Here is a 26541-nt window from a genome sequence, read left to right as displayed (position 1 = left end):
GGACCCATCACATGGCTTCCTCTCACCTAGCCTCCTATTACGAAGTCAGGAAGTGCCACACAACGAGATGAGGGGAGAATGGAGTGTCATGATGAAAATCGGCGTAATAATGGGTGGAGTATCCTCCGAGCGTGAGGTGTCCCTACAGACGGGTCAAGAGATGATCAGGCATCTGGATCGTAGTCGTTATGACGTGGTGCCCTTAGTGATCGGGCAACGCTCCGATCTGATCACGCAGGTACAGCAGACAGGGATCGATCTAGCGCTACTGGCGCTGCATGGGCAATATGGAGAGGACGGCACAGTGCAGGGAGCCCTTGAGACGTTGGGCATTCCGTATACAGGCAGTGGTATTCTGGCAAGCAGCCTATGCATGAATAAGCAGCTCTCCAAGCAGTTGCTGAAGGTAGCAGGTGTAAATACCCCGTCGGGGCTGTGCTGGCAAGGGATGAACGAGTATGATCCACAGGCAGTAGAGCAGTTAGGCTACCCTGTCATTGTAAAGCCGAATACGGGAGGCTCCAGCATTGGTATCCAGCTCGTGCGAAATGAACATGAGCTACTGCCAGCCGTTCAGGAGGCGGAGAGTCTGGGAGAGGCAATCCTGATTGAGCCCTACATTCAAGGCACCGAGCTTACTTGTTCGATTCTGGATGGTGAGGTCTTGCCGATCATCGGCATTCAATCAGCTCATTCGGAGTGGTTCGATTATAGAGCGAAATATGAGATTGGTGGTGCGGAGGAGAAGGTCATCCAGCTTCCACACGAGATCGAGCAGCGTGTACGTGAGGCGGCACTAACCAGCTACCGCCAACTGCAATGCAAGGTCTATGCCAGGGTCGATATGATTCTGCGTGAGGATATGCCTTACGTGCTGGAAGTGAATACTTTACCGGGAATGACTGCTAACAGCCTGTTACCGAAAAGCGCAGCCGCAGCGGGAATCAACTTTTCACAGCTGCTGGATCGTATTATTATGAGCTCACTTCATGAGCGAACACAGGAATGGGGGATGGTCCAGCATGTGTAACGAAGAGCAGACAGGGAGCTTCCTATCCTCACGTGTACGGGATATTCGGCCATCGGGCATTCGTGCGTTCTTCGATCTGAATGCAGCAGGAGGGGATACGATCGCGCTTGGGGTCGGAGAGCCTGATTTTGTGACCCCGGAGAAGGTACGCGAGGCTTGCATTCAGGCCCTGCGCGATGGACGGACGAAATACACCTCGAATGCAGGCATGCTAGAGTTGCGGGAAGAGCTCGCAGCATATCTGTCCAGCAGCTTTGCGCTGTCTTATGAGCCTGAACACGAGATCCTCGTGACCGTGGGCAGCAGTGAGGCCGTTGATCTGGCGCTGCGGACCGTGATTGACCCGGGTGACGAGGTGCTGATTCCATCACCAAGCTATATTGCCTATGAGCCCATCTCTCATCTGCATGGGGGAGTTATTGTAGAGGTGGCAGCTACAGCAGAGGAGCAGTTCAAGCTGACTCCGCAAGCGCTGGAGGCCGCCATTACTCCGCGTTCAAAGGTACTCATGATTAATTATCCATGTAATCCGACGGGTACAGTAATGACGGAGCAGGATTGGTTGCCGATTGTAGAGCTGGTCATCCGGCATAATTTGGTCGTTATCTCGGATGAAGTGTATGCCGAGTTAACTTATGGGAGACAGCATGTGAGTATCGCTGCTCTGCCAGGAATGAAGGAGCGTACGATTGTGATTAGCGGCTTCTCCAAGGCGTTCGCTATGACGGGCTGGAGAGTAGGTTATGCGTGTGGCCCGCGTGAGCTGATTGCGGGTATGCTAAAAATCCACCAGTACACAGCTATGTGCGCACCTACCATTGCCCAGATTGCTGCGCTTGAATCTCTGCGTTATGGGCTGACTACCAAGGATGAGATGATGGCTAGCTACAATGAACGCCGCAAGCTTTTTGTCGCGGGTCTGAATGCAATCGGGCTATCCTGTCACGAGCCAGAGGGAGCTTTTTATGCTTTTCCTTCTATTGCGGATACGGGTATGTCATCGGAGCAGTTCGCGCTCAGGCTGCTGACGGAGGCTAAGGTAGCTGTCGTACCTGGGCATGTATTCGGATCAGGCGGTGAGGGCTATATTCGTTGCTCCTATGCAACCTCGCTCGTCGATCTGGAAAAGGCACTGGAGCGGATGAGCCAATTCATGCAGATCATGCAGCCGGTATGAAGGATGTGAAGATACAGAAATGCGAGGCGTGCGCTTTGACAGAATTGTCGGCGTACGTTTTTTTGTAGAATAGCATGACAATCGGTCACGATTACAAATATGAGGAAAGTGTAAATAAGCTTGAAGGATTGGTGCGAACCCCAAGTTCACATAAATCCCCGGGAGATTCGCACCTCAGAAAATGTCTTGATCGGTTTTCATTTTTCCTTAGATCAGATACAATAGAGAAACAAAGATACGTTTGTACGTTGTTTTTCGCTGTCGCACTCTACATGAGTGCGTGGATTGAAATAGATCCTTAACAGCAATATCGCCGCTGGCCGTGTGTCGCACTCTACATGAGTGTGTGGCAGGCCGATGTCAGCCGACGATTGCACTGGAAGGCTTATTGAACGGATACCAAAGACTCCGGTCATGTAAATACAATGTGATAACGTTCAGTATGAAGAAAAACCCCCGCGATCCCTTTCAGGACACGGGGGACGGAGGTTCCAGGGATTCATGTGCCCTTGGCACTCGCACCTCCCATGGATGAGACATCCAGATACCTAAGATTGCTTGAACATGATTCTTTCAGAACGGATGACTTGAACCCCGGATTACTCAACCCTGCATGTAGTTTAATCTTGACTCAGGTCTTCGCCGTTAGAGGCGATGACTTTTTTGTACCAGTAAAAGCTTTTCTTTCGGCTACGAGCAAGGGTACCCCGACCCTGATCGTCTTGATCGACGTATATGAAACCATAACGTTTGCGCATTTCGGAAGTTGAAGCGGAGATAAGATCAATAGGTCCCCAGCTAGTGTAGCCCATCAGATCAACGCCGTCGGCAATGGCTTCAGCCATCTGCTCAATATGTCTGGCCAAGTAAGAGATGCGATAATCATCGTTGATGCTACCATCTTCTTCAACCGTGTCAGCGGCCCCCAGACCATTTTCCACAACAAATAACGGGACGCGATAGCGATCATACATTTCCCTGAGAGCAACCCGCAGTCCGATCGGATCAATCTGCCAACCCCATTCGGAGGTATCCAGATAAGGATTTTTAAGGCCCGTGGACAGGTTGCCTTCAGTTAACTCGGAGATCTGCGGATCAACACTTACAGCAGACGACATATAGTAGCTGAATGATAGAAAATCTACCGTGTGCTCGCGTAGTATCTTTTTGTCCTCCCGGTGGAACTCCACATGGACCTGTTCACGTTCCCATACCCGGTTGATGAAAGTGGGATATTCCCCACGCACCTGTACATCAGAGCAGAATAATGCCATTTGATTCTCGGATTGTGCCTGGAGTACATCGCCTGGATGACAACTGTACGGATATAGGAGTTTTCTCGCCAGCATAGCACCGATCTGCGCACCCGGATCGATTCGGCGCAGAGCGCGGACCGCAAGTGCACTAGCAACAAATTGATGATGCAGCCCTTGAAAGGCAGTCTGTCTGGGATGATCCAATCCCTCCGTTAGGATGCCAGCACCAAGAAAGGGAGCTTTAAGGGTACAGTTGATCTCATTAAAGGTAAGCCAATACTTTACTTTGCTGTGATACCGCATAAATAGAGTTTCCGCATATTTCAAATAAAGGTCTATCAGTTCACGCGAGGCCCAACCGTTGTATTTGGTCGTCAGCATAACCGGCATTTCATAATGCGAAATGGTAACCAGCGGTTCAATTCCGTATTTGTGCAATTCATCAAAGACTTGATCGTAGAAGGCAAGCCCGGCTTCATTGGGTTCCAACTCGTCACCATTTGGAAATATGCGTGGCCATGAAATGGAGAGGCGAAACGTTGTAAAGCCCATTTCAGCCATGAGAGCAATATCTTCCTTGTAGCGGTGATAGAAATCAATTCCTCTGCGTTTGGGATATTGATCGGTTCCCGGCGTGTGAATTGCTTCATCCAGCTTGGCGTGATTCATGGATAACAATTCGTCCAGCGAACCGCGTTCTTCCGGTGGAACGTAACCAACTACATCGGCAGTCGATAGCCCCTTACCATCTTCAAGATAAGCACCTTCTACCTGATTCGCAGCGATGGCACCGCCCCAGAGAAAATTTTGTGGGAAACGATTAGGCATGAGAAGGAACCTCCCTGCTATTTTCCACCTGTTCACCCACAGATGCTTCTTTACGTTCTGCTTCGATTTCTTGAGCTAATGCTTCAGCATCGGCTTTTTTGAAAAATGGATAGTACATCGCACAACTTGCGGCAATGAGCAGGAGTTGAAATACACTTACACGCCATCCGCCCGTCATCCAGCCATTGAACAAAATGGGAATCCCGAGTGGAACCTGAACACCGTTCAGCACCGGCAAAATACCAAGCGACGTTAGCAAGATCGCTGTACCACTTGTAATTAGTGGAGTCAGGATAAACGGAATGAGAAAACGTATATTTAACACAAGCGGCATTCCGAAAATAAGGGGTTCATTGACACCAATCAAGCTCGGTACAAAAGCCAGGCGACCCAATGTTTTGTACCGTTTGGACTTCGCAAATAGCATGGCAATAACCAGACCGAGGGTTGCCCCTGCGCCGCCTACAAGTACATATACAGGAAAGAAAGGGGAGCCGATGATGTGAGTACCGGGTACTCCCGCCTGATATGCAGCCAGATTCTCAAGTCCAAGCGCGACCCAGATCGGTCCTACAACGGAGTAAACTACCAGCGTGCCGTGTACACCAAAGAACCACAACAGATGAATGACGAATACACAGATGATCATGGCCCACCAGGTTCCACCTAGACTGGTCAAAGGTACCTGTATAGTGGAAAAGACAAAATCATGCATGTTGCCAAAAGGCGTAGCCGCAAAGATAGCTGTCAGGATAAGCATAATAAAGGCAACAATAAAGCCGGGTGTAAGTGCTGCAAACGATTTTTCGACCGTAGGGGGTACTCCCTTAGGCATTTTAATATAAAATTTCTTCTCAAGCACAGTCGTATAGACTTTACCTACAATTAAGGCGACTATAATAGCTACGAAAAGACCCTTGGCGCCCAGCCACGAATAACCAATCGCCTTGGTTGCACCGTCCTCCAGCAGACCTTTTGGAGTGACAAGCCAGAAGCTCATCAGTGCCAGAATCCCAGCCGAAAAGCCTTGTTGTTTATGTTGCTGGGCAAAGTTATACGCAATCGAGAACACAGCATAAAGGGCAATCAAGTCTGTCGTTACCGTAGCTGGAACGGAGGTGTAATTTTTCAAACCGGTACTTTCCAGAAAGTGTTGATAAGGCTGAAGCTGGAGGGCGTTAAGGAGTGAGAAGATAGCCCCAAGAATCAAAATAGGCATTAAAGCCATCAAGCCATTGGAAATGGCACTGATATAGGGATTTTTTTGAATTTTGGTGCTGATTCTCTGAATTTTCACTCTCCATGTCGACTCGGATGAGACTGCCATGGATTAGACCCCCTTTTCCATCAGAGACAAGGCAGTATCCAGTACTTTTTCCCCGTCCATTGTTCCATAATCCATCATGTCAATCGTCGTCACCGGAATATTAGAATACTGCGCGGCCAGCTCATCTTCTGCGTGTCCCATTTGTGGGCCCAGCATAATAATATCGAACGGAGCTTGTTCGGCAATGTCATTTTCTGCGACAGCATCAATATCGATTTCAACTCCCCGGCTTTTAGCGGCCTCCTTCATACGTTCAACCAGCATACTCGTGGAGAACCCTCCTGCACATGCAAGCAATATCTTTCTCATCTTAATTCACCGATCCTTTCCATTGTTGTTCGAGTGTTAGACGTTGTTTGATCTCTTCTATTAATTCCACTATTAATTCCCGGACTGTCAACGCATTCATGAGATGGTCCTGGGCGTGTATGAGTAACAAAGTCACTTCGGTCTTCTCTCCGCGGCCTTCGGCCTGAATGAGCTTCGTTTGGACTTTGTGGGCTTGGGTCAGACTATCCTTGGCCTGTCGAAGCAATTCTTCCGCCTCTGCCAATTGGCCCTTCCGCGCGGTACGTGCCGCTTTCAAACTAAGACTTCTCGCTTCACCACTACTGGCAATCAGTTGCATTACAGCATGTTCATAATCCATCGTAGTCCACTCCTCTTCGGCGATAGGCCGATCTGTATCGGGATTTTGCATACGCAGAATCCTCATATCATTAAATTTGGGATAAAAGGGCTATAACAAGCGCTCCATTTCACGAATAAAAGAATCATAGTCCGTTACCGTCAACAGCCGATTGCGATAATCTTCCCTTTCCATGAGCACAAGCAATAATTTACTGATTTCCTTGTGAAGAAATAACTGTCCAGGCTGTAAATTAATCAAAAACACGATTCGAACGGGTTTGTCTGCTCCGTAAACGGGTTTATCCAGCAGGGTTACGCCGATGCAGTCCCGAATAGCGCTCATCCGCATCGGGTGTGGTCCGGCGACACCATTTTTATAAATGGTTGTAAATTTATTCTCGCGCATCATGACCTGGATTGGAAAATCACTCTCTGCATAACCCAATTCCACCATTTCCTCGCAGCGTTCGCTTAGCAGTCGCTGATAATCTTCGGAGCTTCCGATGTGGAATAATTCTCTGCGGAACAGTTCCTTGAAATCCAGAAGCTTATAAGAAGGTTGCGACCGACTTATTCTTGTGGCAATAAGTTCCTTGATCCGTTGAATCTCTACGTCATCCAGCAACTGTTTGATATGAATAATAGGTTTATCTGCCTGGGCAGAGTTCAGCGGTATTGTGGTAAGAATCAGATCTACCGGACGCTTTACAATCTCTTCAAACTCGGCTGAAGAAGCCGTCACCACCAGCGCTTTTGGAAAGATAGTCTCAAGTTTAAGTTTAATGAGCTGAGCGCTGCCTGCACCTGTCGAACAGATCACAACAATTCGTCGGTATTGTTCCAGGTTTTGCTGCTTCATGCGTTCCAGATAGGCGGCAAAGTGCAGAGCTACGTAACCAGCCTCGTCCCGTGACATCGAAAATCCGTATAAATCTTCAATCATATCTGCGAAGCGGAAAGAGATTAAGAATGCATTCGCGTATTCACTGTAAATGTCTTCAACGATCGGATTGTCGAGCTGAAGATTGTAATATAAACGATTGAGCAATGGGAGCATATGAAGAACCAGCGAATCAATCAGATTCTGGTCTAGGCTGAAACGGGTTAAAAATTCGCGATCCAGGCGCTCCAAAATGTCCGCAATGCCTGTACGGAGTTGTTGTTTTTTCTCCACGGACATCTGCTCAGTCGTCGTCTTGCCTGATAGGTGTAAGGCTAAATATAGAATCTCATCCTCAGGAAGCGAGACATTATAATTGGCTTTGATCCATTTCGACAGTTTACGTGATAACTCCAGATAGATAGGTTCCGGTATATCCGGTACTTCCTGTCCGGCAACAATCAGATTTTGTCGTGATATTCGATAGAGCAGGATTACAATATGGGTAACGATATTATCCAGAAATACATCAGAGATCGTTAACACTTTTTCTTTTAGCTGTTGAAGCATGTATGTCTTCAGCTTGTCCGTATCAAATCCGCTCTCAAAAGCACGGAAATCTTTGGATCTTCGCGTATCTGAACCTGTGCCAAGCACGAAGCGAGAGAAGGCTTTGCGGAAATTGCGCTCGCCACCTTCAACGAGAATGCCATAATGGGAACGCCGGCTAAGTGTAAGCTCGAATTCGTCTAACGCTAGCTCCGCTGCATTCAAATCTGCAATCAGAGTTGAGCGGCTAACATCAAGCTGTTCTGCCAGAAAGTCAATGGGTTGATACGAGTTACTTTGTAGTAAAAGACGTATAAGTTGAAGCCTGCGTTCCTCTTTATCAGCTGGATACGCAGCTTTTTGCTTGGCACGTCCATCTTGCATGTAGTTTTCCAATAGAGTAGAGTCAGTCACTTCCAGGGTGTAACCTTGACCCCGAATACGATGAATCAGAAATCCGTTGTTCAGACCAGCCTTCTCTAATGAACGAATAGCGTCCTGCAGGGTACGCTCCGATAAATTCATTTCGGTAATCAGCTCGTTCATACGGAGTGGCTGGTTGCCACGCTTGTATAACAAATCAAGAATGATCCATTCCCTCATCTATATTCCCTCATTTACAGAACTGATTTTTGGGAAAGTTCCCGGCCGATTGAGTACAATATTAATGGAAGTGCTATTATTACGAACAGGTTAAATTTTGCGGCTTAATTTAGCAAATTGTATCAAATCTTAGCATGATTTAATTCAGGAAGCCAGAAGTCCTACATCAATAAGGGGACAGCGCAAAAGCCATCGTTTGCATCAAGACGATTTCCCAGTATTCAAAAGAAGCCGTTCGGTCGGGGAGAAAGAAAGGTCTGTAAGGATAGCTGATTGAAGGGACGAAATGGAGAAGACACGTCGAACTCTACATGTGTGAGCGAGTATGCACACAAAAGGACTCCACCGACGTATTGTTGGTTTGGAGTCCTTTTCGTTGAGGTGTTCCTAATTGAACATTTTTTGTATCCATTAGTGTGCTTAAATCCAACATAGTCATTAAGGATACTTAGCTCTCTAGCTAGAAGCTTATATAAGTAATTGCTACCTTTTTATTGTACGGCCGTCTGTCGTCAATAGTCTGTCGTCAATAGTTTGACGACCGTCTCAGTCTTCCCCCGGATAACGGAGACCCCACTGGCTGCGGCATGCATCCAGCACATTTTCTTGAGGATCAGCCGTATTATAAAAAACCGTTGCTCTCCCAGAACCCCGGCCGGTCTTCCTTCATGAGCTCAATCTCCCCAATCCATTAGGCGCTACGGCTAAATTGTATTCGGGAATCCGATTGTTAACTCTGATGAGTTACCGGACGTCCAATGTATCGAAAAACGGGAACATGTCTCCCGTCCAGATCGCTAACGCAAATACCCCCGTAAAATAGATGCCCAGCCAGATATCTGCTTGCGAGTAACCTATTACATAATAATAGGTGCGCTTCTGATCCGAGAGTCCTTTGGCCTCCATGGCAATGGCTGTACGCTGCGCGCGGCGGATACTTTGCGCAAGTAGAGGGATCGCATACATCTTAATATGGGCGTACAGATTCCAGCGGCTGACATGACGACTCATGCCCCGGATTAACAAGGCATGCCGGAGTGTCTGGAACTCGTCCAGCAGCATAGGAATCATCCGCATAGCCGCAAGAAAGCTGTATGCATACCTTGGGGGAAGCCTCCATTGCTGCATCAGGGAATAGAACAGTCTCACAGGTCGCGTCGTCAGACCGAACAGCAGTCCAGCAACTGCCATACAGAGGGCGCGGCAGCCCAAGTGAATACCACGTAGAAAGCTCTCCTCCGTAATATGCACGAGTCCCCACCTCCACCAAGTTGTCTCTCCCGTTCCGAAGAACATCATCCCCGTAGATGTGGAGATAAAGATCAGGATGAATGGGGAAGCATACAGCAGCAATCGTCTCCATGGATGCCCAGACCATAGGAGCAACAGCAGCATTCCTGCAGCAAGATTAATCATGATATTCAGATTGTGAATCCAGATCACCGCCGGAAAGAGAAGGGCGAACACGAGCAGCTTCAAGCCCGGGTTAACCCGATGCAGCCAGGTCTCATGATGAGGAAAAGTTAATTGCATGCTCAACCCTCCCATGTCGGACCCGCCATTCATCCGTGCAGTAGCGGCGGACCGCCTCAGCATCATGAGTCACCATGATGATTGCCGTTCCAGCGCTACGAAGCGACTCCAGCAAATCCAGAATAGAAAAGGTATTGCGGGCGTCCTGACCAAAGGTAGGCTCATCTAGCAGTAGCACCTTAGGTTCACGAATAATGGCGGTGGCAATACTCAAGCGGCGTTTCTGCCCGAGCGATAGCTGATAAGGATGTCTGTGCTCCAGAGATAGCAAGCCGAATCGGGCCAGGAGCTGCTGCACCGTATACTTCCGCTGCGCTGGATTCGGAAGATCGAAGAGTACCGAATATTCCACCTCTTCATACACCGAATTGGTGACGAACTGGAACTCGGAATTCTGGAATACGAAGCCAATATGCTCTGCCAGTTGTCCTGTCTTACCTGCAGGCCGATGGCATATCTCGTACCGTCCCGTCGTCTTGAGCAGACCCATCATGGATAGCAGGAGGGAGCTTTTGCCCACTCCGTTGGCACCGGTGATCCCAATCCATTGACCGGGAAAGATCTGAGCCTTCTCCACTCGGATGACTTCTGTTCTGCTACGCAGCCCCGCAAAGTTGTCTAGCTCCATGACTGAAGAGGCACCATTACAATAGAAATTCTCATTACGTTGGAGTCTATTGGCTACGCAGTGGGCTTTCTCTGTATTCATACCTTTATTTATATCTGTACATGCATTTAAATCCGTATCTGTGTCTGTATTCGTACTCATATTCGTATCTGCTGCTGCATCGTTTGACAGCCGCGGAGAGGTCGCCTCACTCCACACCCCAGGGTACCAAATGCCGAACGCTCTCAACGTATCCTGAGAGGTGGCGAATACCTCTTCTGGAATTCCATCGGCGATGATTTCTCCATCGGGAGACAGTACGACAATCCGATCCACCAGTTGAATAATGTCACTGATCTTATGCTCCACGATGATCAAGGTCTTATCCGCAGCTATGCTCCTGATCGTGTCCCAGACCTGAAGGGTTCCTTCTTCATCCAGTAATGCGGTAGGCTCATCCAGAAATAGTACCTCTGCCTCTGCAGCGAGTACAGAAGCGACAGCCAGCCGTTGCTTCATTCCTTGTGACATCGCCTGAATAGGCATTCTAGCTACTTCTTCTGCCAATCCGACCTGTGTCAGACAGTCGTGAATGAGCGATGGCATCTCCTCGCGCGGAATGCGGCGGTTCTCCAGCACAAAGGCCAGCTCTTCATCTGCAAAGGACATGCAGAACTGGGTGTCAGGGTCCTGGAATACGACGCCTGAACGTTCAGGTATGATGACCTCATCGCATTTCATCGGCACCTCGATGGAACGAGGAATCATGCCGCTCAGCACCTGTAGCAGCGTCGATTTGCCGCAGCCGCTTGGCCCGAGCAGCAATAGCTTTTCCCCTTTGCGAACGGACAGGGATAAGCCCTGAAAGAGTAGCTCCTGTTCCCTTGGGAACTTCAGTCGCAGATTGCTGACACCCGCAGCGATATCGGGAGTGTGCCCTAAATGCTTCAGATGCTTCACATGCTTCAGATGCTCCACATGCTCCACATGCTCCACATGCGCCACATGATCCTTATGCTCTACATGCGCCACATGTTCCCAATGCTCCTCATGTTCTACGTGCCCCGCACGCCCTGAAAGAGCCATGCTCAGTTCAAAGCCTCATAGTCCTCACGGGATGCCGGTCGGAGCGATTGGGTCACCCCGGTCAGCTCAAGCGCCTTTAATAGATAATAAGCGAAGATCCCTGCGATAATAATACTCCCAAGCAGACGAAGACCGATGAAGAGCGTATAGTTCCAGGCCGTCAAGGATTCGATGTATCCATAGTGGAAATCAAGCAGGAGTGATCCGGCTGCCGCGCCGATTGCGGCCAAGCAGGTCACCCACAGATTGTTTTTTCGGTAGAGAAACATGGCAAAGAACAGCTCTGCTCCCAGCCCCTGCACCAGTCCATAATACAAGGTGGAGATTCCCCATTCACTGCCTAACAAAGCGCTGATGGTTGCAGCAGCTACTTCTGCAAGTATAGCCACCCCCGGCTTACGGATGATCAGATAGGCGAACGTTCCTGCCATGAACCACATGCCATAGGTAATCTGCTCTGCGTGCAAGCCGAGTGGCTTGACCATGTCATAGGCGGGGCCCCAGATTTTGTACACAATACCGAATACCACTGCGATGACGATTGTGACCAGAATGTCGGTTAGCTTGAGAGCTGAACCTTTTTTAGAAATAATTGCTGTCATGAGCCTCAACTTCCTTCCCGTTAATAAAATAAAAAAACCTGCCCCGATCCGGGCAGGTAGCTTGCGCAGTATGAACTTCATTTGCTGTCAGATGACTCTTGCTAGACGGCGTCAGGAAATAGCACGCATCGGCTGCGTCTACTCCATCTGCAGGTCTGCTTGAATACATACCGACTGCATTTGGTCTTCTCTACGCTGGCATTACCCAGATCAGATTTCACGGTCGGCGGCATACGGCCACCCTCTCAGCCTGACTTCATCAAGCTCCCGTTTCTTATTGGAATCATAGATTAATGTACACTACATTCGTTAAGCTGACAATAACCTTTTATAGAAAAAATAGGAACTTAGTAGTTGGAGTTTATATAAAAAATGCAGGTCTCTAGAGGGATCACTCTAAAGCCTGCATCTTTTATGTGTATATTTATTTAGATAAACCTATTACCTATTGCTTTGATTGTACAAACTCAGCGGATTTGATCCCGGCTTGACGTCCAAAGATGATAATTTCAGCAACAGAGTTACCACCAATTCGGTTTTCACCATGCAAGCCGCCTGTCAATTCACCTGCTGCGAACAAGCCTTCAATGGCTTTTCCATCCTTGTCTAACACTTCTGTGTTGGTGTTAATCTTTACACCACCCATAGTGTAGTGAATCCCAGGAGCGATTTTGATGGCATAGTATGGTGCGGCAGATAGGTCATGATCCATACCTGTTGTTCTGCCAAATTCACCATCTTGTTTGTTCTTCACGGCTTCGTTCCAAGTGTCTATAGTTGCTTTCAATTGATCTGCTGGAACGTTGATGGCTTGTGCTAACTCCTCGATCGTGTCACCTTTCACGACGAAGCCCATCTTGTCATATTGCTCAATAGCCTTCACACGAGATTTCACGCCAGCATCAAATACTAATGTAGCTGCTTTCTCAGGCAGGGCATTAATTGCTGCTGTTACTTTATCACGTGTATCCAATTCGTTCACGAAGCGCGTACCTTCAGTGGAAATAAGGAGTGCACCTTCACCACGTACAGCTTCACCAATTAAGTACGATTTATCTTGCTGTACAGTTGGATGAACCTGGATTTGATCCATATCTACAGTCGTACCACCAAGCTGCTCGATCATTCTAATACCGTCGCCTGTGCTACCAATTTGGTTGGTTGTTACTAAGCCTTTTAGGTCAGGTCTAACCTCGGCGATCATCTCCGCATTAGAACCAAAACCACCACTCGTTACAACAACGGCTTTTGCAGTAATTACTTTTTCATCGGTTTGATCAATCAATACTTTAACACCGTTTACTTTACCATCAGCTTGCGTTATTTCTTTTACATCCGCATTAACGAACAATGGAATCTCTTTTTCATGTACATTTCTAACCAACCCAGCAACTAGATACTGACCTATTGCTGAACCATCCTCAGGACGGTGTGTACGTTTTTCTTTCATACCGCCTGTTATTGTAAGGTTGTTCAATCGGATTCCAATCGAATCTAACCAATCAATTGCATCTGCAGAATTATCTACAAAGAAACGTAGCATTTCTTTATCATTGGTGTTATGACCACCTGCTAATGTTTCTTCATAAAATAAATCATTGCTATCTTCAATGCCTTGTTCCTTTTGGAATTTGGTCTGAGAAGCATTCATCCCTGAAGAGGATTTGGTTGTATTACCACCAGCGACTGGCATTTTTTCGAAAATAACAGGGTTCATTCCTTTTTCCTTTGCTTCCAATGCAACGGTCATACCAGCACCACCAGCACCAACAATAATAATATCATAGCTATCTTTTAACTGATCAATTGGTGTATAGCTTGCTTGTGACGCACCTGACACCGTATCCGTCTTTTTCTCCTCGGTTGTGCTTTGACCTTCATTTGCTTTTTTCTCACTATTACTACTACCATTATTTCCGCATCCTGCAATGACGAGAACGATGGATAGAAGGAGAGTAAGTAGTACTGTTGTGTTCTTTTTCATTTCTGTATTTCCCCCTTGTGTACCATTTCACAATATTATTGTGCATTATTTCACAAATGCTATAGTAATAAAGTTAACGACGGACTGTCAAGGAAGTTTCCGATAGTTTCTCGGGAAAAGATGCGCTAGCCGTTACAATCCGTCTTATGGCAAAAGGAGAAATTAAGTAGCTGGAATACAATAGATTATAGTCTGAGCCTGTACGTTTCTAGGCGAATTCCATACAATTATTTCGAGATTAAGTCATTGAACGCAACCGAATCAAAATGATCCTCCTGTACCAGCCACTTTCCCTCTTCATAGGATAGCGTTAGTGTTCCCTGCATCGGGACACGTTCACTGTCGCTGCTGACGTCATCTCCTAGAACGAGATCAACCTCATAGATCAGATCAATCATGTTCTCCTCGCGGCCAGATATGGAGAAGCTCAAATTTTCCGGGTGCAGGGAGGTGTTCCGTATATGTGCAGCGTGGAATGGAACGACAGTATAGCGAGTTCTTAGGGCCTTTTCCGAGAAATGCTCGGTGAAGTAAGGCTTCATCTCTTCCGTGCGCGCCAAGATAGAATCGTCAGACAGCATATCCTCTGATGCGGTCACAGAATATTCCTTGGTCTTGTAGGCTTCCGCTGCCTGTATAGCTTCCTGTACCATTTCCTCACTGAACGTTGATTCGGGAGCAGCTTCATTCCCCGCTACTGGATCACTCGAAGATGGGATTGTAGCATCCTTGCATCCTGCCAACAGCATAACAGCAAGTACCGCTGTGACTATGTACCACGTACTATTCCTTGAATTTCTCTTCATGGTGTCCCTCCTCTGTAATTAGCTAAAAAAATACCATATATTACTTGATAATACGTATAACATCCAGATTGGTCTCGCTTTTCTGGCAAGGAATTCACCAGCATCCTCTATTTTCTTGAGTGGAAGGTAGCACTTCAAAGCTGGTTCGTAATGTGCTACCGGGGTAATGGAAAGTACCTATAAACAGATACAAACAATACAAAATATATAAATAGTACAAATAGTACAAACTGCTACAAAGGAAATACAGGGAGGTGAGTATGGAGATGGCCTATACATTGGAGGAAGTGAGCGATATGTCGGGAATGCCGCTTGAGGAATTGAACCGCTACGAACAGAATGGCTGGTTAAAGCCGTCTCTGGTCCCAAAGGATGGAGTTCATTATTACGATGAGCGGGGGTTATTGTGTCTCCAGCATCTCATGATCTGTCAGGAGCTGGTCATGCCAGGTGAGGAGCTGGCGATGTGGATGCATCGCTATGAGGAGGCTCCGGCCGATGTATTGCTGGAGCATAGGCTCAGGATTAAGCAGAAGGCTCAGCGAATGCATCTGCTTGTTCAGACCATTGATCTAACCTTGAGTCATCTGAATGGCGAATTCCCGTTGGAGCATCGGAAGCTGTTCAGTGGACTTCAGTTGCAGCAGAGCTGGAACAATGCACGGCAGCCTAACCAGCATAGCGCCCAGCAAGAGCTTCATCACAGTGAAGTAGAGCCGCTAGAGGTGGGGCCTGATGCCACCAGGCAGTATGGAGAACTGTCAGGACATGGAGTTATCACGGAAGATACAAGGACGGCAGATACGAAGAGGACCGTTACGAAGACGAGTGGTGTGAAGGCTGTGAATCGTGCAAGACAGCGAGGTCAGGGGCAGCCGCCTGAAGAACAGACCTTGAACGGATCGGGTAATGGCTCAGCATCTGTAAGACAGAAGCATGAGGATCGAGAGGAGCAAGAGCAATCTCAGCAGCCAGAGGCATGGCCGAAGGAAAAGTATTTGCAATCCCAAGCAGAGGTTGAGGAAATCCACCATGACCTGATCGCCGCCATCAAGGATGGGGAGGAGCCGGGGAGCAAGAGAGTGCAGGCGATTGTACGGCGCCATTTGGAGTGGATCAGCCACTTCTATACACCTACAGCACAGATCTATAGTGATCTGGGTGATTTGTATGTGGAGCATGAGGATTTTCATACGATGTATCGTGAGTATCATCCCAGGTTGGCAGAATTCTTACGAGACGGCATGAAGATTCTTGCTGCGTGCGAGCTTAAATAGCGGATAGCAGATTAGCGCAGGATAAAGTATCGAGGTTAATAGGGATATGGCATATAAATTGGGTTACGACGCTCGCGGTAGGGGGCGTTTTTTTGTTGATAGCCTCACATCAATAGCCCTGCCACCAGTAACGGGAGCAAGGCTATTTAATGCGAGCTGTGTCAGGATGACTTGATATGCATGCCCCTGGACCTGATCTTGTCAGGTGCGGACGATGTACCTGCTACAGCAACTAAGACTATTGCAGTTACTAACGTGCTGCTACAGCTATAAGGTGCTGCCACAGTACTACAGATTTACAGCTGCTCGATCAGCAGTTCTGCGAATTGCTCCAGGAAAGCCTGATCTTCGGCATCAAACCGATTTTTAAGCGGGCTGTCAATGTCCAGCACTCCGATCAATTCACCGTCCTTGACTAAGGGAACGACGATCTCACTATTGGAAGCAGCATCACAGGCGATATGTCCTGGGAACAAATGAACGTCCTCTACAACTACAGTGCGGCGTTCTTCAGCGGCTGTACCGCATACGCCGCGTCCCAGTGGAATGCGAATACAGGCTGGAAGTCCCTGAAAGGGACCCAATACCAGCTCATGTCCATCGTAGAGATAAAAGCCGGTCCAGTTGACATCGTTCATAAAGTGCTTAAGCAAGGATGCGGCATTCGCCAGATTCGCCACTCGATTCGGTTCGTCATGAATCAGAGCCTTCAGTTGGTTCAGTGCAGAAGCGAATTGCTCACTGCGTGTTCCTTCATAAGGGATTGCTTGAAACATACCTTCACTCTCCTGCCTGTGGACATTTTGCATAAACTCCATGAGCCGCTGCCGACCCTGAAGCTTAAAATTGCATCTACCAGCGGTTAATTAATTTAAGATATACCGGAATCATGCATGGAGTCAAGAGTTACATATAGGTTCCTTACAGGTGAAATTTGGCTGCTGGCTTGTTTATCTTCCGGCGCTTGAGGGTAATACATCCATATCTTGAAGGCTTTAGCCGGAAAGGGGTGTTGCTATGCACGCCGAGGTTCAGAATTTGTTCATCCGTATTCATATGCTTCATTTTGCCCAACAGCAAAATTTGTCGGTAGGTGAATTGCAGCCTGTTCTTGAGAGCCGTGGCTACAGAGTAGGGGAGCGTGAAATCAAGCAGGAGCTGGAGCATCTGACCCAAGAGAATTTTTTGACGGCTCATGGTGATCAATTCAGTATTACGGGCGCAGGTATTGTCGAGCTTAAGGAGATCCGTGTACAGCTAAGTACGCTCTGCAAGGATGTCGTGACGGAGCAAGCACAGAAGGAGCCGCAGCATTAGGATGGCTCATCATTCCAGATATTCATCTGTGTCTGGCACAAAGGCATCCGTTGAATCATGATTAGATCTGTTGAAATGAACACTATACATCCGTGGGGACAGGGAACCGGAGGCTTGGCATCCGTTGTCTGCTCCTGGGGGTGTATTTGGCGTGTGGCCGAGTATTCGCTATTTAATATTTGCCCTATATTGCTCTATAGCTCTATATTGCCCTAAATAAGTTGCCCTTTATTAGAGCTGTATGGTTAAATTATGTATGGCCGTAGCGATGTGGAAGCGCTAACCATAGGGAGTACATTCAGGAGGTAGAATTCATTGTATACTTGTAATGGAAATATCCCGGTGCTTGAGGGTCCACGGCTTCGATTACGCCGTATGGACACGAAGGATGTTAAGGATATTTTTGCGATCTGGTCGGACCCTGAGGTGACACGTTATATGAATATCTCAGGGATGTCTTCACCGGATGATGTTCAGGAAATGATCGACTTGCTTAATGCTTTGTCCAGATCTGATGATGCACTTCGCTGGGGGATTGAACTGAAATCCAGCAGTAAAATCATTGGGAGCTGCGGACTGAACAATTGGCAGCTAGACGGAGCCTTCAAGGCCGAGATTGGCTATGAGCTAGGCCGTGAGTATTGGGGGCAGCGCTTCATGACCGAGGCGCTGGAGCTCATGTACGCTTTTACCTTTGATAAGATGAAGATCAATCGGCTGGAGGCACTTGTAGACCCGCGAAACGAGCCTTCCCAGAAGCTCCTGGAGTCTATGGGCTGGGTGCGCGAGGGGTTGCTGCGTCAGTTGCAGTATACATCTGCGGGATATACGGACATGCTCATCTACTCCTTGCTGTATGAGGATTATACGAAGCGAAATGCCGCAGCAAAATAGTAATTGTGTAATTGACAAAAACTCATCCCCGATCGACAATATAACATGTACTGTCAGGCGGTCCGTCAGGTCCGCCTTTTTCAGCTTTCGAAGGCTTGTACAGGCCGTTGAAATTGTCAGATTATCTGTTTGTTGAATGATCAGTTTGTTGAATTATTGGATTATATGAGAGCAAGAGAGGATTCTGAAGTCATGAATAATCAAGCATCAACTAGCACTCCGGCATCAACTAGCACTCCGACATCAACCAAGCGTGGGCTTGTGCTGATCGGCGTGCTGCTAGCGACCTTCCTCGCTGCGATTGAAGGCACGGTAATCGGACCTGCTGGACCCACGATTGTAAGTGATCTGGGGAGTGTCAGTCTGCTGAGCTGGATTTTCACCGCGTACCTATTGACGATGGCGGTCACGACGCCTATTTTCGGAAAATTAAGTGATTTATTCGGACGTAAGCCCGTGTTCCTGATTGGCTGCACGCTATTCGTGCTGGGCGCTCTACTCTGTGGTCTGGCGGGGACGATGGAGCAGCTCATTGTATACCGGGCCATACAGGGTATCGGTGCTGGGGCCGTAATTCCAGTGACCTTCACGATCATCGGCGATATGTACTCGATTGAGGAGCGGGGGAAGGTACAGGGAATGATCAGCTCTGTATGGGGAATCTCCTCATTGCTGGGGCCTATTCTGGGTGGATACGTTGCACTCTACGCGGGCTGGGAGTGGATCTTCGGCTTCAATATTCCCTTTGGTCTGCTGGCGATCTTCTTCATTGCTCGTTATCTGCAGGAGGGCTCGGTTCGTCGTAAGGCGAAGATCGACTATGCAGGGGCGGTCACCTTTACGATTGGTATGACGTCGTTGCTGCTGGTGCTTACGATGGGCGGGCAATATATGGATTGGACGTCCGTTCCGCTGCTGTCTCTGCTGCTGGGAGCGCTGGTATTCCTAGTGCTGTTCTTCGTCATTGAGCGGCGTGCTGAGGAGCCTATGGTGCCGTTGAAGCTGTTCAATATTCGAGATATTGCTGTAGCGAGCATCGCCTCCGTTCTCGTGAGTGCCCTGCTGATCGGCCTGACAACCTATTTGCCATTGTGGGTACAGGGTGTACGAGGCGGTGATGCTGCCGCTTCAGGGCTAGCGCTCGCACCGATGTCCGTTGGCTGGTTGGTCGGGTCGGTATTTGGGGGGAGGCTGCTAGTGAAGCTGGGACCACGTTTCACCTCCCTGTTGGGATTATGCTTCATTGTTCTGGCTTCCTTCATGATGCTACTGGCTAACGAGAGCTCCCCGATGGGAATCGTTTATGGAGCCACATTTATCTATGGACTGGGCTTTGGCTTCTCACTGACGATCTTCACGATTATCGCCCAATCTGCGGTGGGCTTCGAACTACGGGGGGCTTCAACAGCACTGAATACCTTTTTGCGGACCTTGAGCCAGACGGTGAGTGTGGCCGTGTTCGGATCTTGGCTGAATTATAGTATTATGCGCAATACGATGGATGATCGTTTATTGGAGAAGGGAATTACCCAGGAGGACATCAGCGGTCTATTATCCGCACACTCGGGTGGAGGGATTAGCAATGAGGCAGCGCAGTTGCTTAGACATGTGCTGGGAGATAGCATTCATGGGCTATTCTGGATCATGCTGGTGATTGCAGTAGCAGGATGGTTATCTGTTATGCTGTTCCGCAAGCGACTTGCCGAGGCTGGCTCCTGAGACACAAAATAAGACCACAGCGTGCGAGATACCACGCTGTGGTCTATTCATGTTGCAGGACATTGTGTGCAGTTACCGATAAGGTATCCACCTTCGTGATGGTAGGTACTGGCTACTTATGGGAGCCTGCAGCCAGATTCTCAGCGCTGCGTCCCAGTTTTTTCAGGAGACGAATGAGAGTTTCCTTCTCATCCTCGCTAATCCCACTGAAAGCCCTATCAATTTGTCTGGTGTAGGAAGGGTAGATTTCATCCATGACTCTTCGTCCCTCTGGGGTCAAATCAGCGTAGATAATCCGGCGATCCTGTGGACACGGCTGACGATACAGATAGCCTTTGCTCTCCAGCTTATCAATAACGTAGGTGACATTACCGCTCTGTAGCAGCAACTTCGCGCCAACCTGCTGAATCGGCTGTTGTCCCTTATGATACAGTACTTCCATAACGGCGAATGCCGTAGGATTGAAGCCCGCTGTCTTAATTCCAGTCACTGCGTGTTCGCTTATACTCTTGAACGATTTGGAGAACACGCTGTGAAGATGCATGGATTGCTGCGTCTGCAGCGTTGGGGTATCAAGCATATTCATTCCGCCTTCGATATGAATTTGGGGTCCTCGACCGCTCGATCCATAGTGACCGGGCAACCATGCCCATGAAACAAGTGTACAGGAACAGCCGAACATCGCGACATGAGGTTTGTCACACTAACTGTATTTTTAATTATTCAATTTTAAAAGACAATCAATATTTCACGTAATCCTCACAAAATTTCTTGCTCAGACCTCACGAATCAACCTCGTTAACCAGATACCTTGATCAGGCCATTATGAAAAGGCTGGAAGTGGTTATATTAATAATAAGAAATCTTGAATGTGGAGGGGAAAGTGATGAATACAGAAGCGGCGTCAATTCAGTTCTACTTTGCTAATGAAGGAGCTGCAGCATCCGCATGCGACACCTTGCGTGAGATTGGCTACGAGGCAGAGCATGCAGGGGGAGGAGAGGTCAGACTGCAGATTGAGAATCAGGACGTGGAATCTGCACTAGAGATTTGCCAGCTTCATGGGGGACAGCTACAGCTACAAGGAACGTCTCTGGCTTACGATGCTACACCTCATGCGTACGAAGCTGGGGGAATTATTATTCCGGCCCACACCGTGAATGAGGATTGGAGTGAGGCTTATAGCACAGGAGCTATTGACAGCTATCAGTCGCTGGAATCCTCCATGTCTGGTCGAAATGTGAGCAGCGATAGCCTGCCGGAACCAGATGTTGACGGATTTTCGGGTAGTGTGAAGGCATAGGACCACCTGGGGACATAACGGCGAAAGCTAGAACTATGAACACGAGCACAAGCCCTCTGTACCGCATTCCCACGATGTAATCATGGGGCGGCAGAGGGCTTGCTTAATGATGTGTATCATAAAGTGGGGCATACCGTAATAATTCGAACCTACGATACTAGTGCTTAAAGCGTAGCTGACAGACTCTCTGTCTGCAGCGGCCTGCGCTCACATTGGACCTGATCACGGAACTAGCCGCGACCCTTCAAGGTAGAAGCTGCATGCGTCCCGGCATTATGCCCGGTGGTGAAGGCAGCCGTAATGTTATAGCCTCCTGTATAACCATGAATGTCGAGAATCTCACCACAGAAATAGAGCCCAGACATGAGCTTCGATTCCATACTGCGGGGATCAATCTCCTTCAGATATACGCCACCGCCAGTGACGAAGGCTTCCTTAATGGAGCGGGTCCCGCTGATTCGTACGGGGATGGCCTTGATGCATTTGGCAAGCTCCATCCATTGCTGCTTTGGAATATGGGCATAGGTGATGTCACCAGATAGTCCGCTTTGTTCCAGCAGGATCGGCACGAGCTTCTCCGGCACGTACCCTTTGAGTACATTCTTGATGGCCTTCTTGGCATCCTGTGCAGCCAGCGCATAGCTTTCGTCATAGATCTCCTGCTCACGAAGCTGTGGAAGCAGATCAATGGTCAGCAGAACGTTACCGCCGCCATTCTTCTTCAGCTCCTTCACGACGAACTGGCTGCAACGCAGGGCCGCTGGACCTGAGAGGCCAAAGTGGGTGAAGATCATATCTCCCTCGTGGGTGACGATCCTTTTATTCTTGGCACTCCACACGGTCAGTGACACCTCACGCAGGGAAAGACCTTGAAGCTCTTTGCTCTGGATCACAGGCTCATTTGACACTAAGGGTACTTCAGTTGGGTACAGCTCTGTGATCGTATGCCCGGCTTGCTCAGCCCAGGCGTAGCCATCTCCCTCCGAGCCGGTATGGGGGACGGATTTGCCGCCTACGGCCACAATAACCTTCTCGCAGCGAATCTTCTCGCCATTGCGCAGGCGAACGCCAGAGACTGCGCCTTCTGTATACAGCACCTCCGCTACTGGACAGTTCGTCCGAATATCCACTCCAACACTGCGCACCTTCCGTACAAGAGCATCAACTACAGACTTGGCTTTATCCGTGATCGGGAACATTCGACCATGATCCTCTTCCTTCAGTCGAATCCCCAACTGCTCGAAGAAGGCAGCAATATCCTTGTTGCTAAAATTCGCCAGTGCACTATGCAAAAAACGCCCGTTTCCCGGAATATGGCGAATAAGCTCATCTAATTCCTTCGCATTCGTCACATTGCAGCGTCCACCGCCAGAAATACCGAGCTTCCGCCCCAGCTTGTCACCTTTTTCGAGCAAAAGCACACGTGCTCCCGCTTCACCAGCAGCAGCAGCTGCCATCAAGCCCGCTGAGCCAGCCCCTATTACTATCAATTCATATGTCATTGTTATATTATCTTCCTTTTTCATTAGTGCTAAAGATACATTTTTCCGACTTAACTGAACATAATCTCGGAAGTTATTACATATTATTGTAATATATTGTTGCCTATGTTTTAATCGAACTATCAGTTGCAGCCATTAGGAGGAGGAGATGGTCATTTTTACCGTGATGAAGGACATTGTACTCCAGATTCTTCTAGCTGCTGTAACGGCAGGCCTATTCTGCGTACTGCCCAAGGGATGGATCACGGGCTACTTCAAGCGCAGCGGCAAGAGTCAGTTGCATCTGGAATGGGTGATTCTGCTTGCTTGTCTGCCGTCGATATGGCTCTGCACCTTATTTCAACATGAGTTAATTCCCGGCGTCATTCTGAATCTCGGAATTGTTCCTTTGATGACCGGCGTACTATATGGTAACACGTTAACGGGCATAATACTCCTATGCTCCAGTATGCTTCTTCACTTTGGAGCCTCAGACCTCTTGTCGATGTCGAATCTGGTTCTCCATTCTGGTGTGCTACTGATTCCATTGCTATGGCTGGTTTCATTTCATTTTAAAATGAGATCCACCGTCCAGCAATATTGGATTATCTCCACATTGTCTGCAATTCACTGGAGCTTGGCCAGCTTGATTCCGTGGCTATCCTTTGATTATACATATTTATTTCGATTGCCAGGTGTAGCCATCTTGCTAAGTAGCTTGGCTGCGATGCTCTTGCTTCCGCTACTCCACGTCTATGCCGTTGAGAGGGTTACAGAGAGTCAGCAGAGATCGAGGGACTTCGACCAGTTGATGACGAAGTATCTGAATGAAGCCGACAGGTTCAGACAAATCTCTGAGGCACTGCCACTAGCTGTCATGGTGCTGGATCATAAGGAATCTGTTGTATTTATGAACAGGATCATGCTTCGCCTGTACCAGCGGGATCAAGCGAGTCTGCAAATGGAAGACGTGATTGGGAAGAAGATACCAGAGTTCACCTCGCCTCATTATATGAACGGTTTTCGAAGACGTTTTCAGGCCGTTATGGGGGGAAATAAAGTCACGGAACTGCTCCGTTACGGTCAGCACTCCTACTTATCTAATCTTGCTCCTCTACGTGACTATCAGACACAGGAGATTACTGGTGTGCTGATCTCCGCGCAGGATACGACAGAGCTGGAGGTGCTCCGCAGCGAGATGGGCAATGTCGAGAGACTCAGTCTCGTTGGCCAGATGGCAGCAGGTATTACGCACGAGATCCGCAATCCGATGGCTGTAGTGAGGGGATTTCTGCAGCTGATGCGTGAGAAGAGTCCCGCCTCCTTACACCACTACTACCGAATTGTGATGGATGAGTTGGATCGAGCCAATGGAATCATTACGGATTTCCTGTCTCTGGCACAGAATCGTGCCGTCGAGAAAGAGGAAATGCATCTTCATAGCATTATACAGGAACTAAGTCCACTTTTGTGGGCTGATGCGAATCTTAGAGGACAGAGTATAGAGCTTAAGCTGTCAGACAGCGTATCCTCATTGCATATGAATTCTAAGGAAATGAAGCAGCTGATACTTAACCTGTCGCGCAACGCGATGGAAGCGATGAACGATAAGGGGACTTTAACTCTGTCCACTCGCTCCTGCCCCGATTACGTTGAGCTGGAGGTGCGTGATACCGGCCCTGGAATCCCGCAAAGTCAGATTGACCGACTGTTTGAACCCTTCTACACGACCAAGAGCAAGGGGACCGGATTAGGACTTGCGCTGTGTATGAGCATAGCTGAGCGCCATCATGGTACGATCATCGTGAAGTCTACGGAAGGGGAGGGAACCTCTTTCATCGTGAAGTTTCGCAAAATTGCAGAAGTTTCTGCTGTATAAAGGATTTCGTGCAAGCGAGGACTCGGGTTCTACTTTGCATTCGAAGAGCTTGCCTGTATAATAAGTAAGAAAATAAGTTTCAGTTGTGGCGATTTTTTATATCAAAGTTTATTGACAGAGAGATCTGTCAACAAATAACCAATCCAACGGAAATAAAGGAGTGGACATACACATGTCAATGTCATTCGACCAATATATGAGAGACATGGTTCAACCTATGCGGGATGAACTGACTGCGCTGGGAGTTCAAGAGCTGCGTACTGTCGAAGAGGTAGAAGCTCAGCTTCCTACAGCCAAGGGGACTGCTCTTGTAGTCATTAACTCGGTATGCGGCTGTGCGGCTGGACAATGCCGTCCAGGTGTAGCACAGGCTCTGCAGCACGATATCACACCAGACCACCTGTTCACAGTTTTTGCTGGACAGGATAAGGAAGCAACGGCCAAGGCACGCGAGTATTTCGCGCCGTATCCGCCTTCTTCTCCATCCATTGCATTGCTAAAGGACGGCGAGCTGGTTCACTTCATCGAACGTCATCAGGTTGAGGACCGTTCTGCACAGCAGATTGCGGAGGATCTGACTAGCGCGTTTGACCGTTTCTGCCGTTAAGACAACGGATTCCATAACGCTCCTGCATCTTTCGTCTATCGAAAACTGCCGGGGCGTTTTACATATTTATTACGGTCCCTCACCCCTGCCTGTTAGAAAGTACATCGAGCAGCTGCAGGACTCCGTTTTATAATTGGTGTAGGCTCGAACCACATATGTGGTTAATGAAAGTCATGTGTAGAATGCATAGACTCAGGAAATAACAATTAAAAATGAGGTGTAAGAATGAGTTTACAGGAGCAAATCATTGCAGAGCTGGGCGTCCAGCCTACCATTAATGAGGAGACAGAGGTACGCAAGCGGGTTGATTTCCTGAAGAGCTACGTCCAAAAGACAGGCTCCAAGGGCTTGCTGATCGCCATTAGCGGGGGAATTGATAGTGCCGTAGCGACAGCCCTGTGCAAGCGGGCAACCGACGAGCTGAATGAGGAGCAGGAAGGGCCGTTCATGACGCTTGGCGTATTCCAGCCTTTTGGTACACAGCAGGATATTGAGGACAGCTACTCTGTAGCCAAGGCCTTCAACCTGAAGCACACGGCCGAGACGAATATTGAACAGCCTGTGAATGATATCGCACTGGAGGTCGAGAAGTCCTTCCAGTCCATGGGGATGGATCGCTCCATGACGTATCAGGGCAAAGGTAATGTGAAGGCGAGAACGCGCATGGTCGTACAATACGCACTGGCGAATGAGCTGAATCTGCTCGTTGTCGGGACAGACCACGCTTCCGAGGCGATTACCGGCTTCTACACCAAGTGGGGCGACGGGGCGGTAGATATTACGCCGCTGTCGAGTCTGAACAAGCGTCAGGTCCGCAAGCTGGCAGCCTATCTGGGTGTGCCTCAGCCGATTCTGGACAAGGCACCGTCTGCAGGGCTGTGGGAGGGCCAGACAGACGAAGGCGAGTTGGGCATCAGCTATGACGATAATAGCGATTATCTGGAGGGCAAGGATATTGATCCCAAAGCCCGCGAGATTCTGGAGAATTATTTCACCCGCACTGCTCATAAGCGGACAAGTATCCCAGGCATCTAAAGACCGTTGATTAAAGCCGCAAGGCTCTGGATAACCATCTGGAGTCTTGCGGCTTTTTAAGATTTGCTTACATACCTCTACCTATTGTATTAGGGTATAAGAGACTGCATCTTAGGTGGCTGGGGATGTGA

General features: G+C 48.5%; 23 protein-coding genes. 10 read left to right on the top strand and 13 right to left on the bottom strand.

Annotation, left to right across the window (positions count from 1 at the left end):
• Positions 1 to 91 precede the first annotated feature (91 nt).
• Positions 92 to 1030 carry a D-alanine--D-alanine ligase gene (locus D328_RS0123040; RefSeq protein WP_026281346.1) on the top strand — a complete coding sequence of 313 codons (939 nt, stop codon included), beginning with the start codon at positions 92 to 94 and terminating at the stop codon, positions 1028 to 1030.
• A complete protein-coding gene (locus D328_RS0123035; RefSeq protein WP_018887416.1) occupies positions 1023 to 2207 on the top strand; it encodes an aminotransferase class I/II-fold pyridoxal phosphate-dependent enzyme in 1185 nt (394 codons plus the stop codon). Before D328_RS0123040 ends, D328_RS0123035 begins: the two co-directional genes overlap by 8 nt.
• A gap of 620 nt (positions 2208 to 2827) precedes the next feature.
• On the opposite strand, the gene D328_RS0123030 is transcribed toward D328_RS0123035, so the two are convergent.
• From D328_RS0123030 to D328_RS0122985, 10 genes are all read right to left on the bottom strand, one after another.
• A complete protein-coding gene (locus D328_RS0123030) occupies positions 2828 to 4291 on the bottom strand; it encodes a glycoside hydrolase family 1 protein (protein WP_018887415.1) in 1464 nt (487 codons plus the stop codon).
• Positions 4284 to 5618: a PTS sugar transporter subunit IIC gene (locus tag D328_RS0123025; RefSeq protein ID WP_018887414.1), complete on the bottom strand. Its 1335-nt coding sequence runs from the start codon at positions 5616 to 5618 to the stop codon at positions 4284 to 4286. Before D328_RS0123025 ends, D328_RS0123030 begins: the two co-directional genes overlap by 8 nt.
• A gap of 3 nt (positions 5619 to 5621) precedes the next feature.
• Entirely contained in the window at positions 5622 to 5927 is a 306-nt protein-coding gene (locus D328_RS0123020; RefSeq protein ID WP_026281345.1) for a PTS sugar transporter subunit IIB, read from the bottom strand.
• Position 5928: 1 nt separating this feature from the next.
• Entirely contained in the window at positions 5929 to 6267 is a 339-nt protein-coding gene (locus D328_RS0123015; RefSeq protein ID WP_026281344.1) for a PTS lactose/cellobiose transporter subunit IIA, read from the bottom strand.
• Between the two features lie 90 nt (positions 6268 to 6357).
• Positions 6358 to 8280 (bottom strand): BglG family transcription antiterminator, encoded by a 1923-nt coding sequence (locus D328_RS0123010; RefSeq protein WP_018887411.1) that lies wholly within the window; start codon positions 8278 to 8280, stop codon positions 6358 to 6360.
• 744 nt (positions 8281 to 9024) lie between these two features.
• On the bottom strand, positions 9025 to 9813 hold the full coding sequence (locus D328_RS0123005) for an energy-coupling factor transporter transmembrane component T family protein (RefSeq protein WP_018887410.1): 789 nt from the start codon (positions 9811 to 9813) through the stop codon (positions 9025 to 9027).
• Positions 9788 to 11506 (bottom strand): ABC transporter ATP-binding protein, encoded by a 1719-nt coding sequence (locus tag D328_RS0123000; RefSeq protein ID WP_018887409.1) that lies wholly within the window; start codon positions 11504 to 11506, stop codon positions 9788 to 9790. Before D328_RS0123000 ends, D328_RS0123005 begins: the two co-directional genes overlap by 26 nt.
• 2 nt (positions 11507 to 11508) lie before the next feature.
• On the bottom strand, positions 11509 to 12108 hold the full coding sequence (locus D328_RS0122995; RefSeq protein ID WP_018887408.1) for an ECF transporter S component: 600 nt from the start codon (positions 12106 to 12108) through the stop codon (positions 11509 to 11511).
• 445 nt (positions 12109 to 12553) lie between these two features.
• Positions 12554 to 14092, bottom strand: coding sequence for a flavocytochrome c (locus D328_RS0122990; RefSeq protein ID WP_018887407.1), 1539 nt, complete (start codon positions 14090 to 14092; stop codon positions 12554 to 12556).
• Positions 14093 to 14319: 227 nt separating this feature from the next.
• Positions 14320 to 14898 carry a hypothetical protein gene (locus tag D328_RS0122985; protein ID WP_018887406.1) on the bottom strand — a complete coding sequence of 193 codons (579 nt, stop codon included), beginning with the start codon at positions 14896 to 14898 and terminating at the stop codon, positions 14320 to 14322.
• 266 nt (positions 14899 to 15164) lie between these two features.
• Between D328_RS0122985 and D328_RS30440 the strand changes: the two genes are divergently transcribed.
• A complete protein-coding gene (locus D328_RS30440; RefSeq protein ID WP_233426238.1) occupies positions 15165 to 16175 on the top strand; it encodes a MerR family transcriptional regulator in 1011 nt (336 codons plus the stop codon).
• A gap of 296 nt (positions 16176 to 16471) precedes the next feature.
• Here the strand turns inward: D328_RS30440 and D328_RS0122975 are convergent, their stop codons facing one another.
• Positions 16472 to 16951, bottom strand: a complete 480-nt coding sequence (locus D328_RS0122975) for a GAF domain-containing protein (protein ID WP_018887404.1) — start codon at positions 16949 to 16951, stop codon at positions 16472 to 16474.
• A 241-nt stretch (positions 16952 to 17192) separates the two neighbouring features.
• Between D328_RS0122975 and D328_RS0122970 the strand changes: the two genes are divergently transcribed.
• From D328_RS0122970 to D328_RS0122960, 3 genes are all read left to right on the top strand, one after another.
• A complete protein-coding gene (locus D328_RS0122970; RefSeq protein ID WP_018887403.1) occupies positions 17193 to 17492 on the top strand; it encodes a hypothetical protein in 300 nt (99 codons plus the stop codon).
• Between the two features lie 315 nt (positions 17493 to 17807).
• Complete coding sequence (locus D328_RS0122965) at positions 17808 to 18386, top strand: GNAT family N-acetyltransferase (RefSeq protein ID WP_018887402.1); 579 nt, start codon at positions 17808 to 17810, stop codon at positions 18384 to 18386.
• Positions 18387 to 18578: 192 nt separating this feature from the next.
• Positions 18579 to 20105 carry an MDR family MFS transporter gene (locus D328_RS0122960; RefSeq protein ID WP_018887401.1) on the top strand — a complete coding sequence of 509 codons (1527 nt, stop codon included), beginning with the start codon at positions 18579 to 18581 and terminating at the stop codon, positions 20103 to 20105.
• A gap of 112 nt (positions 20106 to 20217) precedes the next feature.
• Here D328_RS0122960 and D328_RS0122955 read toward each other — a convergent pair whose 3' ends face one another.
• Positions 20218 to 20685, bottom strand: a complete 468-nt coding sequence (locus tag D328_RS0122955; RefSeq protein ID WP_018887400.1) for a MarR family winged helix-turn-helix transcriptional regulator — start codon at positions 20683 to 20685, stop codon at positions 20218 to 20220.
• A gap of 306 nt (positions 20686 to 20991) precedes the next feature.
• On the opposite strand from D328_RS0122955, the gene D328_RS0122950 reads away from it, so the two are divergent.
• The gene (locus D328_RS0122950) at positions 20992 to 21408 is read left to right on the top strand and encodes a hypothetical protein (protein WP_018887399.1); all 417 of its coding nucleotides are present in this window, start codon (positions 20992 to 20994) and stop codon (positions 21406 to 21408) included.
• 230 nt (positions 21409 to 21638) lie between these two features.
• Here the strand turns inward: D328_RS0122950 and D328_RS0122945 are convergent, their stop codons facing one another.
• Complete coding sequence (locus D328_RS0122945) at positions 21639 to 22910, bottom strand: BaiN/RdsA family NAD(P)/FAD-dependent oxidoreductase (protein ID WP_018887398.1); 1272 nt, start codon at positions 22908 to 22910, stop codon at positions 21639 to 21641.
• A 148-nt stretch (positions 22911 to 23058) separates the two neighbouring features.
• Between D328_RS0122945 and D328_RS29620 the strand changes: the two genes are divergently transcribed.
• The 3 genes from D328_RS29620 to nadE all read left to right on the top strand — a co-directional run bounded on the left by D328_RS29620 (position 23059) and on the right by nadE (position 26410).
• Positions 23059 to 24768: an ATP-binding protein gene (locus tag D328_RS29620; RefSeq protein WP_018887397.1), complete on the top strand. Its 1710-nt coding sequence runs from the start codon at positions 23059 to 23061 to the stop codon at positions 24766 to 24768.
• Between the two features lie 172 nt (positions 24769 to 24940).
• Positions 24941 to 25375, top strand: a complete 435-nt coding sequence (locus D328_RS0122935; protein ID WP_018887396.1) for a BrxA/BrxB family bacilliredoxin — start codon at positions 24941 to 24943, stop codon at positions 25373 to 25375.
• Between the two features lie 225 nt (positions 25376 to 25600).
• A complete protein-coding gene (nadE, locus tag D328_RS0122930; RefSeq protein ID WP_018887395.1) occupies positions 25601 to 26410 on the top strand; it encodes an ammonia-dependent NAD(+) synthetase in 810 nt (269 codons plus the stop codon).
• The last annotated feature ends 131 nt before the right edge of the window (positions 26411 to 26541 follow it).

It is taken from the genome of Paenibacillus massiliensis 2301065 = DSM 16942 (genome assembly GCF_000377505.1).
Classification (GTDB): Bacteria; Bacillota; Bacilli; order Paenibacillales; family Paenibacillaceae; genus Paenibacillus; species Paenibacillus massiliensis.
The sequence above is the reverse complement of the archived record's forward strand: the minus strand, read 5'-3'. Positions and strand labels throughout refer to the sequence as shown.